Raw genomic sequence first — 22,730 nt, 5'->3', positions numbered from 1 at the left:
ATTGACTTGATTGCTGAACACTTTCCTTAAACTCTTTCGTTCAACACTTCTTGGATTGCATTTTCAATCACATCCAATCCTTCGTGCAATTGTTCGTCAGTAATAACAATTGGAGGTAAAAAACGAATACAATTTGTATACAATCCCGCTCTGATTAAAATCAATCCATTCGCAACTGATTTTTTGATTACTGCCATAGCAAAATCCATATCAGGCTCTTTGGTTTTTCTGTCTTTTACAAATTCAACTACCAGCATCGCTCCTATTCCACGAACATCACCAATACAAGAAAATTTATCTGCCATTGTATTTAATCGTGTTCTAATGGCATCTCCCACATGAACCGATTTTGCTAAAAATTCCGGTGTATTAATTTGTTTTACGGTTTCAAGCGCGGCAACTACAGCAATTGGACTTCCAGAATACGTTCCTCCTACGCCTCCTAAATGTGGAGCGTCCATGATATCAGCTCTACCGGTAACGGCGCTAATTGGCAATCCTGAGCCTATCGATTTTGCCATCGTTACCATATCAGGAATCACTCCGCTGTGCTCAATAGAAAGGAATTTTCCAGTTCTACCTGCTCCAGCCTGAACCTCATCGGCAATAAAAACAATACCATGTTCATCACAAACTTTTCTGATTTTTTCCAAGAAACGTTTTGGAACAGGAATAAAACCACCCTCACCTTGAACCGGTTCGATAATAATTGCTGCAACCGAAGAAGGGTCAACATGTGAAATTAAGTTCTGGTCGAAACGTTCAATACAAAAATCTATATATTCTTCTTCCGTAAAATTATCTGGTTTGCGATATACATTTGGAGAATGAAAACGATAGATATCCTGGGCATAGCTACCAAACCCTTTTTTAAACAAAGCATATTTACTGGTTAAACTCAACGTAAGTAAAGTTCTCCCGTGATACGCTCCTTCGAAACAAATAACTGCAGGTCGTTTCGTGTAATATCGTGCAATTTGCACTGCATTTTCTACTGCCTCAGATCCGGAACAAGCCAATAATGTTTTTTTAGGAAAATCTCCCGGAGTAATTTTATTAAGCAATTCTGCAAACTCTAAATACGGTTCAAAAGTAGTTACTAGTGCACCCGTATGAAGGTATTTATCCATTTGGTCTTTTATGGCATCAACAACTACTTGAGGTCGGTGACCCAAATTTACCATCCCAATTCCTCCAGCAAAATCAATCAATTGATTCCCATCTACATCCCATACTAAAGCGCCTTCAGCCTTTTCAACAACCACTTCGGTAGATTTCCCTAAACCGGCAGGTAAAGCAGCTGCTCTTCTTGCTAACATTTCTTTGCTCTTTGGTCCAGGAATTTCTGATACTTTTTTAATTTGAGTTCCCATTTTTTTTTATTTAATTATATTCTGAATTTTATTCTAACTTGTTGTTGTTCTTTTTACAGAGCAATTATAAACTATAATTTTCATCGACCGGATAGTACATTAAAATACTGGCATATCCCGCTTCTGGATCATTGATATAATTGTATAAAGTCCTTATCCATCTAAACCCTGTATTTTGTTGCGGTGTAATGGTTGGATCCGTAAATTCTTTTTTCTCCAATGCTTCGCAATATTCTGCAATGGTCATTTTATCTTTTACTTTTCCGTAACCAATGGTCATTCCCGCAATAATCTGTCCTTTGACTCCAAGGTTTTTACACACTTCATGCCGCGCTTTATACAGTTCTTTAGAAAGGCCTAAACCTCTGTATTCCGGCAACACACCCATATCAATGCCATACATCCAATCTCCATCCGGTATTTGAACATTAGTAAGCCATAAATTATCTGTTTCTTCCAAAAAAGTACTGTCGTGTTCCGGGAAATTGCATCTGAAAGTACTTGCTGACGCTACAATCTTTCCGTCTTTTTCCACAACAATTTGACCTTCTGGAAATATTTTAATATGATTCGCAAAATGATTCCTGTCTAAAATCTCCGATTGATGCAATGTTGGATAACATTGTGATTGTACATACTCCATCTCAATACCATCGTCCTGAGTTGCATTCCGTATCAGAAATTGATCGTTTAAAATCTTTTTACAAATCATAGGTTTATGTTATTACAAAATGAAACCTGCCAAAAGATATAGTATGGATGATATTCCAAATATTACTAACTGATATGGAAATTGTGAAATCCCATGTTTCATCATATCTATTTTACAAGATTGCGCCGTAAGAACTCTATTGTCAGAGAAGAAACAAGCCGCAGCTCCCCACACAGTTCCAGAAGCCAACGCACCTTGGGTTAGCCAAAAATCAGCTCCAAGGGAACGAGATAATATAGCAGTCGTTGGAACTAAAATCGCATATATTCCCCAGTTTGAGCCCGTAGCCCAACAAATCCATGCCACTAATGCAAAAACAACAAAAGGAAGTGTCGCACTATTCAACCAACTAATTCCTTGCAATTTCTCGGCTACAAATTCATTAAATCCCAATCCGTTTTGAACATCTTTTAATAAATAAGTCATTCCTAAAACTACTAACACGAAAGTGATTGATTCCATCCCTTTCACAAAGTTGTTTGATATTTTATTGAATTTAATTACCCCCAATACTAAATAAAACAAATACGTAAAAACACAAGCGGTGGCTATTCCACGAAGTGCATCGATACTGCTAAAAATTGATTCGGAAGAAAAAGTTACACTACCCCAATATTCTGAATCATACGGATAAGGAAAAATGGTACACCAGATTAGAATAACCAAAGGCAAAATGAAATATACTAACTTCCCTTCCTTCGCAGGTTTTTTCTTAACCTTTACAACATCAACATCAATTACTTTTACATTTGCCTCCGCTTCTCTGATCGATTTTGAATCTGGGATTAACTGAAACACCACTAATGCTCCTAGAATTAAAGAAATCCAAGCCGAAAAATTATACGGAATTGTTCCCAAAAATGCTTCAATAGGACTTGTTATAACTTTTCCTGCACTATTTAAAACACCTCCTTCAATAGCTGCTATTTGAGTTCCATAAAAAATAGTCCAAGTCGAAATTGGAAATATTATAGTTAACGGTACACAAACAAAACTCAAAACCAAAGCTAATTTTTCTCTTGAAACACCAAATTTATCTGTAATAGGTCTCATCGTATTACCAATAGACAATGCACTTAAGTAATCATCCAGAAAAAAGAAAAAACTTAGAAAATAAGTCATAATTAACGACTGCTTTTTATTTGTAACATGATTTTCAGAATATTTCCCAACTGCATTAATTCCACCGGAAGCCACTAATAATTGTACAAATGCACCATATAATATACATACTAATATTACCCATATTAATCCTTGGTCATGTGCATCTCTAGAAATGGAGGAAAACATACCATCAAACATATTCAATGGAAAAATCATACCTTCCCCTTCAGGAAAAAATTCTTTAGATCCACCTTGCATTGCTAATAAAACAAATCCCACAGCACAACCAATAATTAATGGTTCCAATGCTTTTCTTGTCATTATTGCAATTCCTAATACAGTAAACGCAGGAACTAAAGCATGCCAATTGATAAAATAACAAAGTCCTGCCAGAAATAGTAAGGAGACTCCGATAATAGTTGAAATTGATTTCATTGATTTGTTTTTGGTTAATAGAATAATTTAAACTGGTTAGTATTTAAACTCATGCTCACTCTTTATTACATATTGCAAATAAATTAATATATAGCTTACTATTTTGTAAATCTAACAATATTTTTAATACATACAAAAAATATTATTGTGTTTTTATTAAATAGTGTATATTTGAAAAACTTAAAAAAGTATAGTTATGGTATTTGATGAAGTAAAAAACTTTATAAATGGGGAGTTTAAATCCGGAAGCTCCAATAAAATTCATGCTGTTATATCCCCTTTAGACGGAAATGAATTGACTACTTTCAAAGAATCCACAATGGAAGACTTGAATGAAATTATCAGTTTTGCTCAAAAAGCACAAAAAGCCTGGCAAAAAGTTACTTTAAAAGAACGCGTACAGGTTTTCTATAAATACAAACAATTATTGGAACAAAACAGTACTGAACTAACCGAAATTATTTATCGTGAAAACGGAAAAATTCACGGGGAAGCCAAAGCCGAAATTGACAAAGCAATTGAATTGACCGAATTTGCCTGCTCACTGCCACAATTTGTAAATGGAGAGAATATGGAAGTCAGTAAAGGCGTTTTTTGTTCTTCTACTAAATTACCATTAGGAATTGTGGCTTCGATTGTTCCTTTTAATTTTCCAACTATGGTTCCTCATTGGACCATTGTAAATGCAATTGCATTAGGAAATGCTTTCATTTTGAAACCATCCGAAGCCGTACCAATCAGCAGCCAATACACCGCAAAACTATTGAAAGAAGCTGGACTTCCTGACGGTTTGTTCAATATCATAAATGGCACACAATCTACTGTTGAGAATTTGTGTGATCATCCGGGTATCAAAGCCATCACTTTTGTGGGTTCTACTAAAGTGGCAAAAATAGTGTATCAAAGAGCCAGTCATAATTTGAAACAGGTTTTAGCCCTTGGCGGAGCAAAAAACCATATCATTCTCCTTCCAGATGCGCATCCTGATATGGCATCCTCAAATATTGTGGCTTCCATGAGTGGCTGCGCAGGGCAACGATGCATGGCAGCGGCTACTTTAATAGCAGTAGGAAATTGCGATGCTATCCTAGACAAATTAATCGATGATGCCAATAAAATTCAATGTGGAACAACATTAGGCGCTGTAATTTCAAAAGCAGCCAAAGAAAGAATTGAGTCTTATATTACTGAAGCTGAGCAACAAGGTGCAAAAATCATTTTGGATGGTAGAAATACTATTGTTCCCGGAAAAGAAAATGGTTTCTATGTTGGACCAACGATTATTGACTACGCGACTGCCGATATGAAAGTTGCGAAAGAAGAGATCTTTGGGCCAGTTCTTACTATTGTTCGCGTTAACACGATTGACGAAGCTTTGGCAATTGAAAATGCGAATCCCTATGGAAACGCCTGTTCCGTATTTACACAAAGTGGCGGTTTGGCAAATTATGTTACTGAAAATGCTTCCGCAGGAATGTGTGGTGTAAATATTGGTGTTCCTGTTCCCAGAGAACCTTTTGGTTTTGGCGGATGGAATGAATCGAGATTTGGCTCAGGAGATATTACAGGAAAAAGTGCTATAGGATTTTTCACCAAAGAAAAGAAAACTACGACCAAATGGAATCCTGAAGCGGGTACTAACTGGATGAGTTAATCCTACATTAAAGAAGCTTTGTGAACTCCCCAAAGGAGAGTAACATGGAAATTAAATAATAATTTGTATTTTTAATATTCAAACCATTTAAAAATAAACAATTATGATACGAAAAGCTACTTTACAAGATTTAGATCAATTGACGCCATTGTTTGACCAATATTTGGTTTTCTATAAAAAACCATCTGATACCGAAAAACACAAAACGTATTTAAAAGAACGATTAGAGAATAATGAAGCCATTATTTTTTTAGCTTTTGATGAAGACAATATAGAAAAAGCAATAGGATTTACTTTAATATATGTCACTTTTTCTTCTTTGGCATTGAATAAAATACTGATTTTAAATGATTTATTTGTTGATTCTACTATTCGAAAAAAAGGAATTGGAGAACAATTAATTTTAAAAACTGTTGATCTGGCAAAAGAATTAGGTTCCGATTTAATTCGGTTGAGAACGGCAAAAAACAACAGCCCGGCACAAGGACTCTATCACAAAATGGGGTTCATAAGAGACGAACATCTTTACAGCTATGATCTTGTTGTAAAATAAAACAAACTATATAAATAACAGCATGTTGACTAAAGACCAAATAATAAATGATAGCAAGCAATACAGCTTGTTTACTTGGGTTACCCAAAAAAATGTAAATCCTATTCCAATCGAAAGAGCCGAAGGTGTTTATTTATATGAAGTAGGCGGTAAAAAAATTATTGATTTCTCCAGCGGATTAATGTCGGTGAATATAGGTCATGGCGACCAGCGTGTTACGGATGCCGTAGTCGAACAAATGCAAAAAGTAAGTTACGTGACGCCTTCTTGCACCACAGAAATCCGAGCCAAATTAGCTAAAAAATTAGCGTCCATTTGTCCCGGAGATTTAAACAAGGCTTTTTTTACACTTTGTGGTGCTTCATCTATTGAAAATGCTATAAAATTAGCCCGTTTATACACCGGAAAACATAAAATATTTGGAAGATACAGAGGCTTTCACGGAAATTCATCGGCAAGTATGACGGTGGGTGGCGATCCTAGAAAACAATATACGGACGCACAACAATCGACTAATATTTTTCATCTTGATGATCCTTATGATTTTTATGGTTTAAGCGATCTAGATGAAGAAACGAGATTAAAATGGAGTTTGGATTCTGTAGAAAGAATCATTCGTTATGAAGGCGGTCATACCATTGCGGCCTTTATTTTCGAAGGAGAAAGCGGTTCCTCCGGTTGCCTCCATTATCCAAAAGGATATTTAAAAGGCATTAAAGCATTATGTGAAAAATATGAAATTCTGTTTATTGCGGATGAAGTGATGAGTGGTTTTGGCAGAACCGGAAAATGGTTCGGATTTGAACATAGCAATATTATACCAGATATGATTTGCATGGCAAAAGGGTTGACTTCCTCTTACCTTCCGTTAGGCTGTTTGATGGTTTCGGATAAAATCGCGGCAAAATTTGACGATTCTCCTTTATGGTTGGGATTAACTTATAATTCGCATCCGGTTTCTTTGGCGGCTTCTCTGGCGGTTATCAATATTTATGAAAGTGACAACTTGATAGCAAACACCAATAAAATGGGTGCTTATATGGAGAAACGCATCAACGAAATGCGCGCAAAACATCCTTCCATAGGTGATTTTAGAAACAAAGGATTATTGGGTTGTTTAGATATTGTAAAAAGCAAAGAACCGTATCAATTGATAGCTCCTTTCAACGCTAATGCTGCCGAGATGGAAGTTATGAATAAAGTAGGTGCCAAATTAAGAGAACTAGGATTGTACACTTTTGTGCGTTGGGGTTATATTTTTATTGCTCCACCTTTAATGATAAATGAAGAACAAATTGATGAAGGTCTAGCCATTATTTCTCAGGCATTGACTATTGCCGATGAATACGTGATTTAATCTATTTCTATAATGTTATAAAAAGCTGTCTTTTTTAGACAGCCTTTTTCATGAATTATTTTCAGATATTTACTTTCGAAAAAGTAATAATACCTACTGTCCCGCTGTCTAATTGTTATCCCAAAATCCCCTCAATCTCCAATAATTCGGCTGTGGAGAAATCCAAATTCTGCAAACTCTCAATATTATTATTTAATTGGCCAACAGAACTCGCGCCAATCAAAACCGAAGTGATTCGCTTGTCTTTTAATAACCAAGCCAAAGCCATTTGAGCCAAAGATTGATTTCTCTCCTGTGCAATGGTATTCAGCTGAATAATTTTCTGGATTCTTTCCACCGAAACTTCATCCGTTTTTAAATGACCGTTTGGATTCGAAGCCCTTGAATTTTCTGGAATACCTTTTAGGTATTTGTCTGTTAAAAGTCCTTGTGCCAAAGGTGAAAAAGCAATACATCCCACTCCCTTTTCTTCTAGAACATCTAATAAACCTGCTTCTGGTTGTCTAACAAACATCGAATATTTTACTTGATGAATTAAACAAGGTGTTCCCAAACTTTTCAAGATTTCAGTTGCTTCTCTGGTTTGTTCTGCATTATAATTGGAAATCCCAGCGTACAATGCTTTTCCGCTTCGTACAGCATAATCCAAAGCCATCATGGTTTCCTCCAAAGGTGTTTCCGGATCAAAACGATGTGAATAAAAAATATCCACATAATCCAGATTCATACGTTTCAAACTCTGATCTAAACTTGATAATAAATATTTTCGGGAACCCCAGTCGCCATAGGGACCGTCCCACATCGTGTAACCGGCTTTAGTAGTAATTATAATTTCATCTCGCAGGTTTCCATGAAAATTATTCTTCAGGATTTTACCAAAATTAGTCTCTGCCGAACCTGGAACCGGACCGTAATTGTTGGCTAAATCAAAATGGGTAATTCCTTTATCAAAAGCTGCTTTAACTATATTTTCTCCATTTTCAAAATTATCCACTGAACCGAAGTTATGCCATAAGCCAAGAGAAATTTGTGGCAGTAATAAACCACTTTTTCCACATCTATTGTATTTCATCTGTTTGTTTTTTTTAATCAAATTCTAATTTAGGTTTTTTTAGTCAGTTGCGAAAGATACTAAAATGTCCAATGATACTAAAAAAACACCAACCGGTTTTTTTAAATGACAAAAAATAAGTTGAAAATTTATCGGTTGAAAAAATATCACCCTTTTACGGAAAACCGTAAGGAATACTAAAAAAAGAGTGTGTAATTTGTATACTAAAAGAATTTCATTTAACTAAATCTGTTTTAGTGATTTATATAAAAAAAAAAGATTTAGTCATCTAACATATTGATTGCATAAATGATTGTTGAAAACTAAAAAATTAATAACAAATACGATAAAAAATTATGGATTTAAAAGACCAAATTAAAGTAATTGCTGACAGAACAAAACACAAAGACCAAATACAAACTGAAGAAGCAACAAAAAATGCATTTGTGATGCCGTTTTTGCAAAGTTTAGGGTATGATGTTTTTAATCCTCTAGAAGTTGTACCTGAATTCATAGCGGATATTGGAATTAAAAAAGGTGAAAAAATTGACTACGCAATCTTTAAAGATGGAAATCCAACAATATTGATTGAGTGCAAACATTGGGCACAAAACTTAAATATTCACGATGGACAACTATTAAGATATTTTCACGTATCAAAAGCTAAATTTGGAATTTTAACAAACGGAATCGTTTACCGTTTTTACTCTGATTTAGTTTCCCCAAACAAAATGGACGAAAAACCATTCTTGGAATTCAACATTATAGATGTTAAAGACAATCAAATTGAAGAATTAAAAAAATTTCATAAAACTAATTTCGATGCTGAAAGTATTGTAAATACCGCAAGTGAATTGAAATTTATGAATGAACTAAAAATTTTACTAAATCTAGAACTTACAAATCCAACACCCGAATTTGTAAAACATTTTGCAAAACAAGTCTATCCGAGTGTTGTAACTGCAAAAATTTTAGAGCAATTTACAGAATTAACCAAAAAATCTGTTCAACAACATATTAGTGATTTAATCACCGAAAGATTAAAAACAGCCTTGTCAAAAGAAGATGAAAAAATTAATGAAATCAACATTTCTATCGAACCAAATTTAGAAGAGAGTAGCAAAATTAATACCACCGAAGAAGAATTAGAAGGATTTATGATTGTAAAAACAATTTTGCGCCAAAAAACTCCTGCAACAAGAATAACGTATCGAGATGCTCAATCCTATTTTGCTGTATTTCTAGACGATAACAATCGCAAAGCAGTATGTAGACTTTACTTAAATGGAGTTAAGAAATATATTGGAACATTTGATGAGAACAAAAAAGAAATTAAAAATGAAATTGGAAATTTAGATGAAATTTTCAATTATTCAGACCTGCTTTTAAAAACAATAGAAGCTTATGAAAAATAATTCGAAATTTTGTTAATCAACAACTAATTTAGCCTGCATAAATATTCGAAGCTTAAGAAACTAAAACAAAAAAACCACCTTTATCAGGTGGTTTTTCAATTTCAATCCAACAATCACAAAGGAATATTCCCGTGTTTTCTATTAGGGGTTACGCTTACTTTATTTTCGAGCATGCTAAAGGCTTTTATTAATTTGCGTCGGGTATCTTGTGGTAGGATTACCTCATCCACAAAACCACGTTGCGCAGCTGTGTAGGGATTCGCAAACAAATCAGCATATTCTGCTTCTTTTTCCAAGAGTTTAGCTTCATGGTCTTCGGCTTCGTTAATTTCTTTCTTGAAGATAATTTCACTGGCACCTTTGGCTCCCATTACGGCAATTTCAGCAGTTGGCCAGGCAAAATTCATGTCGGCACCAATGTGTTTCGAGTTCATTACATCATACGCACCACCGTATGCTTTACGGGTTATCACGGTCACTCTTGGCACGGTTGCTTCACTTAAAGCGTATAATAATTTAGCTCCGTGAACGATAATCCCGCTCCACTCTTGATCGGTTCCCGGCAAAAATCCCGGTACATCTACCAAAACCAATAACGGAATATTAAAACAATCACAAAAACGAGTAAATCGAGCCGCTTTTTTCGAACTGTTCACATCGAGACAACCGGCTAAAATCATCGGTTGGTTCGCTATAATCCCAATACTTTTCCCTCCCAATCGGGCAAAACCCACTAGGATATTTTCGGCATAATTTTTATGAATTTCAAAAAACGAATCTTCATCAATAATTCCACCAATCACCTCGTGCATATCATACGGTTTGTTTGGATTATTCGGAATAATGGTCGCTAATTTAGTTCGTACCTCATCGTTCAGCACGTAGGGTAAATTACGGGGCGTTTCTTTATTGCTTTGTGGTAAATAACTCAACAAGCGTTTCAAATCTTCCAGACATTCCACATCATTTGCTGACGTGCAATGCGCTACACCCGATTTAGTGGAATGCGTACTCGCACCTCCCAATTCCTCCGAAGTTACGGTTTCATTCGTCACGGTTTTTACCACATTTGGTCCTGTAACAAACATATAACTGGTGTCTTCAACCATCATCGTAAAATCGGTCATAGCAGGAGAATAAACGGCTCCACCGGCGCAGGGTCCCATAATCGCAGAGATTTGCGGAATCACACCACTGGCTTGTACATTTCGATAAAAAATATCGGCATAACCGCCCAAAGAACGAACACCTTCCTGAATACGTGCCCCACCCGAATCATTCAGTCCAATCATGGGTGCTCCCATTTTGACTGCCATATCCATGACTTTACAGATTTTTTCGGCATGTGTTTCGGATAGTGAACCTCCAAAAACGGTAAAATCCTGTGCAAAAATATAAACCAATCGTCCGTTTATGGTTCCGTATCCTGTAATGACTCCATCACCATAATACAGCTCTTTTTCCATTCCAAAATCAGACGTTCGGTGCGTTACTAACATCCCGATTTCTTCAAAAGAGCCTTCATCCATCAAATAATTGACGCGTTCTCTTGCAGTCAGTTTTTTATTCGAATGCTGTTTTGCAATTCTATTTTTACCACCACCCAAATGAGCTTGAGTAATTTTATCGTTTAGTGTTTTTATTTTAGATTCCATACTTTATTGAATTGGTAAGCGTACGATTTTTTGATCTTCAAAATACTGTTTCAACGCGACTAAAGCAGCGATTTCGGCCTCTTGTGCCATTTGGTTTTTCAATACGTCGGCATTGTAATAGTTCTTTACGAAATGCGTGTCAAATTTTCCGGAACGAAATGCCTCGTGTTCAAAAACAAATTTCCCGAAAGACAAAGTGGTTTGAACACCTGATACCTGATACCCTTCAATGGCTTTCAACATAATTTGTATCGCTTCTTCTCGGGTTTCTCCGTAAGTAATCAGTTTGGCCAACATTGGGTCATAATAAATGGGAATATCCATCCCTTGTTCAAAACCGTTATCCACCCGAATACCTTCGCCAATAGGCAATTGATACACATCCAAATGACCTACGCTTGGTAGAAAATTATTCATCGGATCTTCGGCATACACACGCAATTCCATCGCGTGCCCTTTTATTTTCAAATCTTCTTGTCTGATTGTCAATGCTTCTCCCCTTGCCACTCTGATTTGTAATTCTACTAAATCAGTTCCTGTAATCCATTCCGTAACGGGATGTTCCACCTGCAAACGCGTATTCATCTCCAAAAAGTAGAAATCATTGTTTTCATCTAATAAAAACTCGACAGTTCCAGCTCCTAAATAATCACAGGATTTGGCAACCAAAACGGCGGCTTCGCCCATTTTTTTACGCAATTCCGGAGTTAAAACCGAGGAAGGCGCTTCTTCTATCACTTTTTGATGACGACGCTGGATGCTGCATTCTCTTTCGAATAAATACAAAACATTGCCATGACTGTCTGCCATAATTTGAATTTCGATATGTCTTGGCGAGCCCACATATTTTTCGATAAAAACCGAACCATCTCCAAAAGCAGAAATCGCTTCACTTATTGCACGGTCCATTTGGGACTCAAAATCAGCTTCACTTTCTACCACACGCATTCCTTTTCCACCGCCACCTGCTGAAGCTTTAATCAAAATTGGAAAACCAATTTTCTTAGCAACTACTTTAGCTTTTTCGACATCGGTAATAGCTTCGTCAAAACCGGGAACCATTGGAATATTGTATTGCTTAACTGCATCTTTGGCCGCTAATTTACTCCCCATGATTTTTATCGCTTTCGACTTGGGACCAATAAAGATGATGTTATTTTTTTCGGCCTCTTCGGCAAAATCCGCATTTTCACTCAAAAATCCATAACCTGGATGAATGGCATCCACGTTTAAGGCTTTCGCCACTTCAATGATTTTAGTACCTAATAAATAGGATTGACTTGAAGGAGCTTCACCAATCCAAACGGCTTCATCGGCAAATTTTACGTGTGGTGCATTCCTGTCAGCCGTTGAATAAACTGCTACGGTTTTAATGCCCATTTTTTGTGCGGTTTTCATCACCCTGATGGCAATTTCACCTCTATTGGCAACTAATAATTTTTTCATATTTATTAAGACTAAAAGAATAAAGACCGTTTCACTGCTAGAACAAAGAGCCGAAAATTCTTGTTTTATTTATCTTTTTTCTATTTTCTATACTCTATTATCTTTTTCTCTATTCGAATTCAATTAATAACTGTCCTTTATCTACAGCATCTCCCATCATTACCGAAATCGTTTTTATAACGCCGTCACGAGGAGAAAGAAAACTATTTTCCATTTTCATGGCTCCCAAAATAATTAGGTTATCATTCTCTTTTACAGTTTGCCCCACCACAACGCTGATTTCTAAAATCAATCCGGGCATTGGTGCTTTGATAAAATTAACTTGCTTGATAAGCCCCACTTCAAACCCCATTTCTTTGATAAGAATATCCAAAGGATTTGAAATTACCACAACGTAGGTGTTGTTATTTACCTTTACCGTATAGCTTTTTTGAAGAAAATCAGAAGTTAGGATTTCCGCTTGATAAGGAATATTTTGATGTAGTATATGAAATTTATTAGCTTCCGCACTAACTGCATCAAGTTGTGAAATACTTTCCTTTTCCAAATCAAAATGGAAAGCATCATTTACATTTACTTTATAACCAATACTCATACGTGTATTTATTTAATTGGTTGTAAAAATAAGTAAAGAAAACGTTTTCGTAATCGAAAAATAAAAGTTTTATGCTAATTTGATATAGTTATCGTAAAATAAATTTACAACACTAACAATCCAAATTCCCTAAGAGTTTTAACTGGTTTTGAGTACCAAAACAATTCAAAGTCTTCCAATTGTTTTTCAAAATCTGTTTTTATTTCTTGAAACGTGTAGATTTTAGCATTGGAAACCGATATTTTCTGTAGTATTTCCACAAGCCATTCTCCTTCTTTTTTATTTGTGTGAATGCTGAAACTTTCTTTTTTATCATGGAAGGTTAACGTCATTAGCTCCCAGGAATTCCCTTTTTTGGATTTGGTAAAATGCTCAATAAATGGCTTCCCCCCTAGCCAAACGATTTTGGCAGTGGGTTTGATGTTAAAATCATTGTCTTCTTGTAAAGCGTCAAAAATAAAATCAGGTGAAATTTTAGTCTTTGGAATTTTAAATTCAAACCAATCCTGTAATTCATAATCAAAACAGATTCCATGCATAAAATTGAATAACGATTTCTTAAGTCCAAAACTGAATTTATCGTGGTCGATTCCTGTTGAATCCGTATAGTTAATATCGTTATTGGCGAAAGTTCCTAAGATTTCAGTTTCTTTTACCACACCAAATTTCTCTGGATACAAGCCCACTGGACTGTGCGCAGTCATCGCAAACTGATGCCAAAACCCGGATTGCAACACGCCAACTTCAAATAATTGTCGGACCATTTCGAGACTGTCCACGGTTTCCTGAATGGTTTGCGTAGGATAACCGTACATCAAATACGCATGAACCATTACGCCAGCTTCGGTGAAATTTCGAGTTACTTTAGCAACTTGTTCCACAGTTACACCTTTATCAATCAATTTTAATAATCTGTCCGAAGCGACTTCGAGTCCGCCAGAAACAGCGATACAACCGGAAGCTTTTAGGAGCAAACATAGATCTTTGGTAAAACTTTTTTCGAACCGAATGTTGGTCCACCACGTCACCGCTAATTTCCTGCGAAGGATTTCGAGTGCCAAAGCGCGCATCAAAGCAGGAGGAGCTGCTTCGTCAACAAAATGAAATCCGTTCTCGCCTGTTTGAGTAATCATTTCCTCCATTCGGTCGCACAATAAATTGGCAGCAACAGGTTCGTATACTTTTATATAGTCCAAAGAAATATCGCAAAAAGTGCATTTCCCCCAGTAGCAACCGTGCGCCATAGTGAGTTTATTCCAGCGACCGTCGCTCCACATTCGGTGCATTGGATTCACAATTTCTATAACCGAAATGTATTTATCCAAAAGCAAATCCGAATAATCGGGAGTTCCCACTTGCGATTGTTTGTAATCGTGTTTTAGGGAATTATTTTTATAAACTACTTTTCCGTTTTGTAAAAGAAAAGTTCTCTTATATGAATTGTAATCTGGATTTTCAATATTGGAAATTATTTCTTCTATTGGCATTTCACCATCATCCAATGTAATGAAATCGAAAAACTCAAACACTCGAGCATCCGAAAGCGAACGCAATTCGGTATTTGGGAAACCACCACCCATTGAAATTTTTATATTAGGATAATTTTTTTTCACCCATTGGGCCGAACGAAAAGCCGAATATAAATTCCCTGGAAACGGAACTGAAATCAAGAATAATGTAGGTTGAATAGTTTCTATTCTCTCTTTTAGAATTAAAAGAAGTAAATTATCAATATAGGTTGGTTCCTGTTGCAAGGCTTCATACAATTCGTCAAAAGAATTAGCACTTCGTCCCAAACGTTCCGCATAACGGCTGAAACCAAAATTAGCATCAACACATTCCACAATAAAATCCGAAATATCTTCGAGATATAAAGTCGCCAAATGTTTTGCTTTGTCCTGCGTTCCCATGGTACCGAATGCCCAATCCAATTCTTCCAATTGTGCGAATCGTGATGCTTCAGGCAGGAAATCTTCCTGACAAATTTGAAGTGCCAATGTTGGATTTTTTCCTTGCAAAAAAGCAATTACAGAATCAATAGTTTTTAGATATTCGTCTTGTAAAGCAAAAATACGTTTAGAATTGTCTGAGATTTCTCCAACTTTAAACTTTAAACCTCCAACGATAAATAAACTTCGCAAACCTTCTTTAGAAAACAATTTCAAAATCACTTCGATTCCTAAATCTGCCTGAACAGACTCAATATTTTTAGTATTCAGAAATCCTTTGATATAAGCAGTTGCCGGATACGGCGTATTCAGTTGGGTAAAAGGAGGCGTGATTAAGAATAATTTGGTTTTCAAAAGAAATAAGTTTTGTGCAAAAATAAGGGATTTTATAATCTTTTCAGGAAAAGATTTTTGAGGTTCTATTTCTATTTTTAATGTTTGATCTTTGGATTTATTTTTTAGATATTTAATTACATTTGCCTTGCTATAAATCTTACTTATGAAGCGAGTTTTACTTTTTTTATTTTTTACTTTTTCATTTACAATGCAAAGTCAATGTTTTGATTGTGCCAAAAACTTAGGTGGTTGGAATGGTGATGCTACTGCCGATTTAAAGAAAGCAAGCGATGGTATATACTTAGCAAAGAATGGAGGGAATTTTGGAGATTGGATGTCTATTTACAAATATGATTTTAATTGCAATTTGGTTTGGAAAAAAGAAATTGATGAAAGGAGTCTCTACATAAGCAAGTTAGTAATTGACAGCCAAGACAATATATATGTTTTATTTACTTGGTATGATGCTCATAATAATGTAGGACCTTTTCCGCAATTATTTAGCGGTTTGCCTATGTATCCTGGATTAAATCTACTTAAATTTGATAAAAATGGAAATTTTGTTTGGAACCGATCAATAGGTAGTGGTGCGGATTACGGAATGAGAGATATCTATATCCACAATGATATTATTTATATAACTGGAACATTTTATACTGGCATAACAATCAACAATCAAATAACACTCACAAATACTGCTTATACTGGATATTATGTGTATCATCCATTATTATTCATTGCTAAATTTGATCTTAATGGAAATCTAAAAGAAGCTAAAAAATTTGGAAATAGCAATGATGATTATACTAGCTCGGAAATGGATAAAAATGGAGATTTATATTTCTCAAGATATTCAAATTCTAATAGTAATTATACTCATTCAGACATTGATAAAATCGATACCAATCTCAATGTTGTTTGGAGTAAAGAAATTTCTAACAATAAAACTAAGAATGAATCTTTTTTTAGACCAACACTTTTACATTATAACCCTAATAATGACAAATTATATCTGTGGGGTGCTTTTTACAAACTAGCAGATATACTTGGAACTATTTATACAGATCCTAACACGGGATTTTATTTAACCCAAAGTATTCTGTCAGAATTCAATATAACCACAGGAAACTTAGAAAGAATTAAACAAATTAACAACTCATCTAGTTTGGATATTCCCGGAATGGATGGCAACTCTTCAGGAAATACGGCTTATTTAACTGAAAAAGGAAATGAATTGTATATTTTTTCCAGTTTTACCGGCACAATGACATTTCCTAATGTAAACATCAAAAGTAGAACTTATACTAGTGGTGCGTCTGTGTACAATGATGAGGATTTAGTACTTTTTAAAGTAAACTTAAACAACTTTGAATCTGAATTTATCCTAAAATCATCTGGAACAAATTATTATTCGCAAGGCATGTCTACTGATGCTGCTAACCCGATTTTATTTAATGGAAATGAACTGTATTTAACCGCAAGTTTTCAAAGTTCACCATTGACTATCAACGGTTCTGTTATCAATAATAATAGCGGTAACAATGCCAGCGATGTTATGCTTTATAAATATAAACTTGATGCATCAACTGCTACTGGTGAAATAATCGCTAAAAACACCTGTTTTAATACACTCACAAACTTTAATGTAAACGGAACATTTGATTCAATTGCCTGGGATTTTAACGACCCTAATTCATCATCAAATAGTGCAACAATTAATAATCCAACACACCAGTTTTCAGCTTCAGGCACTTATCATATAAAAGTAGTTGTAAACTGCGGCACTGATTCGCAAACTATAGAAAAAGAGATTACAATCACCAATACCCCATCTATTAATATAGTAAATCCTATTTATGCTTGTGAAACCATTTCCGGATCTGGAATTTCTAATTTTTTTGACACTTCAAATATAAATTCTGATATAATTGGAAATCAAACAAATTTAAAAGTTGAATATTTTGATTCAAATGGAAATACATTACCAAGCCCATTACCTAATCCTTATACAAATAAAAATAAAAATGAAGAGACTATTATAATTAGAAGTTCTTTTCAAGATAACCCTTACTGTTTTGTTGAGACAAATTTAAAACTTTACACTGTTGCAAAACCTTTAGTTCCAACCACAACTTCTCCACAAACTTTTTGCATTCAACAAAATGCAAAATTAAACAGCATCAATATAACGGGTCAAAACATAAAATGGTATAATGCTTTAACCAATGGTACTCTTTTATCAAACACAACTTCATTACAAAACGGCACCACTTATTACGCCTCGCAAACCATAAACGGTTGCGAAAGTGATCGAATTCCCGTTGCAATCAATATCCAAAATACGACTGCTCCAACAGGAAATACAACTCAAACTTTTTGCTCAAGTCAAAATCCAACTTTAGATACTATCATAGTTTCAGGAGCTGCAATAAAATGGTATAATAGTGTTGGTATTCTTTTGTCTAATTCAACTCCATTGCAAGATGAAACGACTTATTATGCTTCGCAAACAATTAATGATTGCGAAAGCACAACAAAACTTGCTGTTACCGTTTCCTTAATAAGCACTTTACCTGCAAACAATTATACCGAATTATTTTGTGATGATTTGAATGGTGGTTCTGAGAAAGTGAATTTATCCGCTTATAATTCAAAGCTAATTTCAAATACTTCCGGATATACCTTTTCTCATTATTCGACTTTTTCAGGTGCAGAAAATCAATTGGCAACCAATCAAATTACTACTATTTCAAATTATAAGTTAGTTTTGGGGGACAACAAAATTTATGTCCGTATCAATTCAAATACGCCATGTTATGCGATTGCCGAATTAAAACTAACCCTTTTATCCAAACCTAAAATAACGATTCCTGATGTTGTACCCATTTGTGAAAACAATGCAATCACCATTGATGCCGGTTCTGGTTTTGATACTTATTTATGGTCAAACGGAGCTACTACTCAGTCCATAATTGTGGCAAATCCCGGTAATTTTTCTGTAACAGTAACCGATGATTATGATTCCTTTTATTGTTCGAACACAAAAAATTTCATAGTAAAAAAATCAAATATCGCCACAATTACTTCTATTGAGACTCAAGACTGGACGGACAATCAAAATAGTATAACAACTTACGTTACAGGCATCGGAGATTTTGAATATTCAATAGACGGTATTCATTTTCAGGATAGCAATCAATTTTTGAACATCATTAATGGACAATATACCGTTTCTGTTAGAGACAAAAATGGTTGTGGAACTGTAACCGATGAAGTCTATTTGTTAATGTATCCAAAATTCTTTACCCCTAACGGAGATGGTTATAATGACACTTGGAAAATCAACTTTTCAGATTTTGAAGATGGCTTAATCATTAAAATATTTGATCGCTATGGAAAATTCATTACAGACTTGCCGAAAACTACTGGTTGGGACGGAACAAGCAACGGTCAGCCACTTCCATCCACTGATTATTGGTTTATTGTTACCAGAGCAAATGGAAAAGAATATCGAGGTCATCTTAGTTTGAAGAGATAGCACATCATCAAAACTTATGCTCCTTTTTACTAATCATCAACAACGAAAATAAAGAGATACAGGCTGCGGTACTCAAATAAAAACCAACATAGGTCAAACTATACTGCGTTGCCAACCAAATTGCAATCATGGGTGCAAAAGCAGCTCCGATGATTCCTGCCAAATTAAATGTCAAAGAAGTACCCGAATAACGAACGGTAGTAGGAAACAATTCTGATAAGAAAGTACCCAAAGGACCATAAGTAAATCCCATCAAAGCCATTCCAACACATAAAAACAGAGTTACTAGAATTGTACTTCCTGAGTTTAAGAAAAAAGAAAATGCAAAACCAAAAAAAGCAATAGCTGTCGTGGCGTAAATTAGCATCTTTCTTCGCCCAATACGATCCGCAATTAGAGCCGAAACAGGGATAAAAAGTGCAAAAAACAATACCGAAAACAATTGTATTAATAGAAAATCTCTTTTGGAATAACCCAAATCAGAAGTTGCCCAGCTGAGCGTGAATACCGTCATGAGATAAAACACCAAGAAAGTAGTAATGGCAGCAAATGTGCCAAAAATCAATTGGTTTTTATAAAACTTCAATAAAGTAATAAACGGGATTTTCACTTCTTCTTGTTCTTTTTTTGAATTTTCGAAAGCAGGAGTTTCGGTGATTTTTAATCGGATATAAAAACCTACGACAACCAGTAACGAACTCGCTATAAACGGAATCCTCCAGCCATAATCCAGAAAAGCATCGGCACTCATCGTATCGGTCAAAATCAAGAAAGTCCCTCCCGAAAGCAATAAGCCTATTGGTGCTCCCAATTGGGGAAACATACCATACCAAGCGCGTTTATTAGGCGGAGCATTTTCAATGGCCAATAATACGGCTCCACCCCATTCTCCTCCTAAACCCACTCCTTGACCAAAGCGGCACAACATTAATAATAAAGGGGCAGCAATTCCAATGCTTGCATAACTCGGTAAGAAACCAATACTCACCGTTGAAATACCCATCGTCAACAAAGCAATGACTAAGGTAGTCTTGCGACCGATTTTATCTCCATAATGACCAAAAACCGCTGAACCAAGAGGTCGAGAAAGAAATGCTATCGAAAACGTCGCTAGGGATAGCAACACCGAATTAGTATTGTCTGTTGAAGGGAAAAACAATTGAGGAAAAACCAAAACGGCAGCATTTGCATAAATGTAAAAATCGAAAAATTCTATAGTTGTACCAATTAAACTGCCAAAAAGAACATGTTTTAATGAATTTTCTTTCTTCGGATTTGAATTATCTTTCATAGGAATGTTAAAATATTTCGATAAAATTGATACTATTTTTCGAAAGTAACAAATATTATAGTTCCAATTATTATTGGTAAATTAGCGACATATAAAAATTTATTATGCCAACCGACTGTATCAGCTATCAGAATTCCGGATATTTCTCTCCTTTGATGAATGATTATTTAAACCAAAAGACAAACTTACAAACCCTATACAACAGATTCCCAACGCTTGAAAACTTTGAAGGACAAATTCTGGAGAAGCAAGCAAATTTTGATGATTCTTCCAGAAAAATATTGGTTTCCGTTTTACAAAAACAATATTTGAATGTTGAAACTTCGGCTTTGACAAAACAAAATATTGATTCTTTAAACGATACAAATACATTTACTGTCACTACAGGACATCAATTAAATTTATTCAGCGGCCCTTTATACTTCTTGAATAAAATTATTTCTACTATTAATTTGACTACCGAATTAAAAGCAAAATATCCAACGTATAACTTCGTTCCCATTTATTGGATGGCAACCGAAGACCATGATTTTGAAGAAATCAATTATTTTAATTTTAAAGGTAAAAAATTCCACTGGAACAGAGAAAGTACTGGTCCTGTTGGGAGATTATCCACTGAGGGTTTGGATGAATTTCTTGAAATATTTGCATTGGAAATTGGTTCCAGCTTGAATGCAAATACCATAAAAAAATTATTTGAGGACTCATACATCAAACATGATAATCTAGCCGATGCCACAAGACATTTAGCGAATGCATTGTTTGGAATTTACGGATTAGTAATTCTGGACGCTGATAATCAAGATTTAAAACGCAACTTTATTCCTTTTATAAAAGAAGAATTACTACACCAATCTTCTCATTTATTAGTACTTGAAACTGCCGAAAAACTAAAAGAATATACCATTCAAGTAAATCCTCGTGAGATCAACTTGTTTTATATCGAGGATAATTTACGCGAACGCATCGTTTTTGAAAACAATACATATAAAGTAAACCATACTAAAATTGAGTTTTCGGAAACCGAATTCCTGGGACTTTTAGAAAACCATCCTGAAAAATTTAGTCCTAATGTGATTATGCGTCCGTTGTATCAGGAAGTGATTTTACCCAATTTATGTTACATAGGCGGAGGTGGAGAAATTGCGTATTGGTTAGAATTAAAATCCTTTTTTGCTTCCGCAAAAGTGACTTTTCCAATGCTTTTACTTCGAAATTCAGTCTTATTAGCAACCGAAAAACAAGCTAAAAAAGCAGACAAACTAGATTTAACGTGGACCGATTTGTTTTCAAAACAAGCCAATTTAATAAATAACAGAACCAAACAATTATCGGAATTTCCAATTGATTTGGCAAGCCTGAAAGAACAATTGCAAAAACAGTTTGAAGCGCTTTATGAAGTTGCAAACAAAACAGATGAATCTTTTATTGGAGCGGTAAAAGCGCAAGAAGTAAAACAAATTAAAGGATTGGAAAATCTGGAAAAACGATTACTAAAAGCACAAAAAAGAAATTTAAGCGATATTTTACAACGAATTATTGACTTGCAAAACGAAATATTTCCCAACCAAAGTTTACAGGAACGCCAAGCTAATTTTTCGGAATTCTATTTAGAAAACGGAGAACGTTTAATTCCTGCATTGGTGAAACAATTAAAACCGTTACAATCTAATTTTGATATAATTGTACTTTAATTAAAATCAGTATTATTTCAACACATTATTTGTAAAAACATTCAATAAAAAAATACTATTTTTGCACAAAATTTAAAAAACACAAAAATGGCTACGAATAGAACTTTTACAATGATTAAACCTGATGCTGTTGCTAACGGACACATCGGAAACATACTTGCTATGATTACCACTGCAGGTTTCAAAATTGTTTCTTTGAAATTAACACAATTAACTGTAGCTGATGCTCAAGCATTTTATGAAGTTCATGCTGCAAGACCATTTTATGGTGAATTAGTGGAATTCATGTCAAGAGGACCAATTGTTGCTGCTATTTTAGAAAAAGACAACGCTGTTGAAGATTTCAGAACTTTAATTGGTGCTACAAATCCTGCTGAAGCTGCTGAAGGAACTATCCGCAAAGCATACGCTACTTCTATAGGAGAAAATGCGGTTCACGGTTCTGATAGCGATGAAAATGCAGCTATCGAAGGTGCTTTCCATTTTGCTGGAAGAGAGCAGTTCTAGATTTATGATTGAAGAGTAAAGATTTTTGAATTAAGATTTAAAAATCCTATAAAACAGAAAATCCC

General features: G+C 34.9%; 16 protein-coding genes. 7 read left to right on the top strand and 9 right to left on the bottom strand.

Annotated features, from left to right (window positions below):
• Positions 1–26: 26 nt before the first annotated feature.
• The 3 genes from ACM55K_RS07300 to ACM55K_RS07290 all read right to left on the bottom strand — a co-directional run bounded on the left by ACM55K_RS07300 (position 27) and on the right by ACM55K_RS07290 (position 3,624).
• On the bottom strand, positions 27–1,373 hold the full coding sequence (locus tag ACM55K_RS07300) for an aspartate aminotransferase family protein (RefSeq protein ID WP_416849574.1): 1,347 nt from the start codon (positions 1,371–1,373) through the stop codon (positions 27–29).
• A gap of 64 nt (positions 1,374–1,437) precedes the next feature.
• Positions 1,438–2,085: a GNAT family N-acetyltransferase gene (locus ACM55K_RS07295; RefSeq protein WP_416849572.1), complete on the bottom strand. Its 648-nt coding sequence runs from the start codon at positions 2,083–2,085 to the stop codon at positions 1,438–1,440.
• 12 nt (positions 2,086–2,097) lie between these two features.
• Positions 2,098–3,624 (bottom strand): Na+/H+ antiporter NhaC family protein, encoded by a 1,527-nt coding sequence (locus tag ACM55K_RS07290; protein WP_416849570.1) that lies wholly within the window; start codon positions 3,622–3,624, stop codon positions 2,098–2,100.
• A gap of 196 nt (positions 3,625–3,820) precedes the next feature.
• Between ACM55K_RS07290 and mmsA the strand changes: the two genes are divergently transcribed.
• From mmsA to ACM55K_RS07275, 3 genes are all read left to right on the top strand, one after another.
• Positions 3,821–5,278 carry a CoA-acylating methylmalonate-semialdehyde dehydrogenase gene (gene mmsA, locus ACM55K_RS07285; RefSeq protein WP_416849568.1) on the top strand — a complete coding sequence of 486 codons (1,458 nt, stop codon included), beginning with the start codon at positions 3,821–3,823 and terminating at the stop codon, positions 5,276–5,278.
• Positions 5,279–5,381: 103 nt separating this feature from the next.
• The gene (locus tag ACM55K_RS07280) at positions 5,382–5,831 is read left to right on the top strand and encodes a GNAT family N-acetyltransferase (RefSeq protein ID WP_416849566.1); all 450 of its coding nucleotides are present in this window, start codon (positions 5,382–5,384) and stop codon (positions 5,829–5,831) included.
• Between the two features lie 22 nt (positions 5,832–5,853).
• Positions 5,854–7,188 (top strand): aminotransferase family protein, encoded by a 1,335-nt coding sequence (locus ACM55K_RS07275; RefSeq protein WP_416849565.1) that lies wholly within the window; start codon positions 5,854–5,856, stop codon positions 7,186–7,188.
• Positions 7,189–7,303: 115 nt separating this feature from the next.
• Here the strand turns inward: ACM55K_RS07275 and ACM55K_RS07270 are convergent, their stop codons facing one another.
• Positions 7,304–8,260, bottom strand: a complete 957-nt coding sequence (locus tag ACM55K_RS07270) for an aldo/keto reductase (RefSeq protein ID WP_416849564.1) — start codon at positions 8,258–8,260, stop codon at positions 7,304–7,306.
• A 335-nt stretch (positions 8,261–8,595) separates the two neighbouring features.
• Here ACM55K_RS07270 and ACM55K_RS07265 point away from each other — a divergent pair, with 335 nt between their 5' ends.
• Positions 8,596–9,654 carry a type I restriction endonuclease gene (locus ACM55K_RS07265; protein ID WP_416849563.1) on the top strand — a complete coding sequence of 353 codons (1,059 nt, stop codon included), beginning with the start codon at positions 8,596–8,598 and terminating at the stop codon, positions 9,652–9,654.
• 113 nt (positions 9,655–9,767) lie between these two features.
• Here the strand turns inward: ACM55K_RS07265 and ACM55K_RS07260 are convergent, their stop codons facing one another.
• From ACM55K_RS07260 to ACM55K_RS07245, 4 genes are all read right to left on the bottom strand, one after another.
• Positions 9,768–11,309 carry an acyl-CoA carboxylase subunit beta gene (locus ACM55K_RS07260; RefSeq protein ID WP_416849562.1) on the bottom strand — a complete coding sequence of 514 codons (1,542 nt, stop codon included), beginning with the start codon at positions 11,307–11,309 and terminating at the stop codon, positions 9,768–9,770.
• Between the two features lie 3 nt (positions 11,310–11,312).
• Entirely contained in the window at positions 11,313–12,755 is a 1,443-nt protein-coding gene (accC, locus tag ACM55K_RS07255; RefSeq protein ID WP_416849561.1) for an acetyl-CoA carboxylase biotin carboxylase subunit, read from the bottom strand.
• A 109-nt stretch (positions 12,756–12,864) separates the two neighbouring features.
• Entirely contained in the window at positions 12,865–13,350 is a 486-nt protein-coding gene (locus ACM55K_RS07250; RefSeq protein WP_416849560.1) for an acyl-CoA carboxylase biotin carboxyl carrier protein subunit, read from the bottom strand.
• Between the two features lie 104 nt (positions 13,351–13,454).
• The gene (locus ACM55K_RS07245) at positions 13,455–15,653 is read right to left on the bottom strand and encodes a B12-binding domain-containing radical SAM protein (RefSeq protein ID WP_416849559.1); all 2,199 of its coding nucleotides are present in this window, start codon (positions 15,651–15,653) and stop codon (positions 13,455–13,457) included.
• A gap of 145 nt (positions 15,654–15,798) precedes the next feature.
• Here ACM55K_RS07245 and ACM55K_RS07240 point away from each other — a divergent pair, with 145 nt between their 5' ends.
• Positions 15,799–19,173 carry a T9SS type B sorting domain-containing protein gene (locus ACM55K_RS07240; RefSeq protein WP_416849558.1) on the top strand — a complete coding sequence of 1,125 codons (3,375 nt, stop codon included), beginning with the start codon at positions 15,799–15,801 and terminating at the stop codon, positions 19,171–19,173.
• Between the two features lie 7 nt (positions 19,174–19,180).
• On the opposite strand, the gene ACM55K_RS07235 is transcribed toward ACM55K_RS07240, so the two are convergent.
• Positions 19,181–20,464, bottom strand: a complete 1,284-nt coding sequence (locus tag ACM55K_RS07235) for an MFS transporter (protein WP_416849557.1) — start codon at positions 20,462–20,464, stop codon at positions 19,181–19,183.
• Between the two features lie 104 nt (positions 20,465–20,568).
• On the opposite strand from ACM55K_RS07235, the gene bshC reads away from it, so the two are divergent.
• Positions 20,569–22,158 (top strand): bacillithiol biosynthesis cysteine-adding enzyme BshC, encoded by a 1,590-nt coding sequence (gene bshC, locus ACM55K_RS07230; protein ID WP_416849556.1) that lies wholly within the window; start codon positions 20,569–20,571, stop codon positions 22,156–22,158.
• An 87-nt stretch (positions 22,159–22,245) separates the two neighbouring features.
• Complete coding sequence (locus ACM55K_RS07225; RefSeq protein WP_039109514.1) at positions 22,246–22,665, top strand: nucleoside-diphosphate kinase; 420 nt, start codon at positions 22,246–22,248, stop codon at positions 22,663–22,665.
• The last annotated feature ends 65 nt before the right edge of the window (positions 22,666–22,730 follow it).

It is taken from the genome of Flavobacterium arabinosi, from assembly GCF_048158725.1.
Taxonomy (GTDB): domain Bacteria; phylum Bacteroidota; class Bacteroidia; order Flavobacteriales; family Flavobacteriaceae; genus Flavobacterium; species Flavobacterium arabinosi.
Note: the sequence above shows the minus strand (reverse complement) of the source record. Positions and strands in the feature narration are given on the sequence as shown.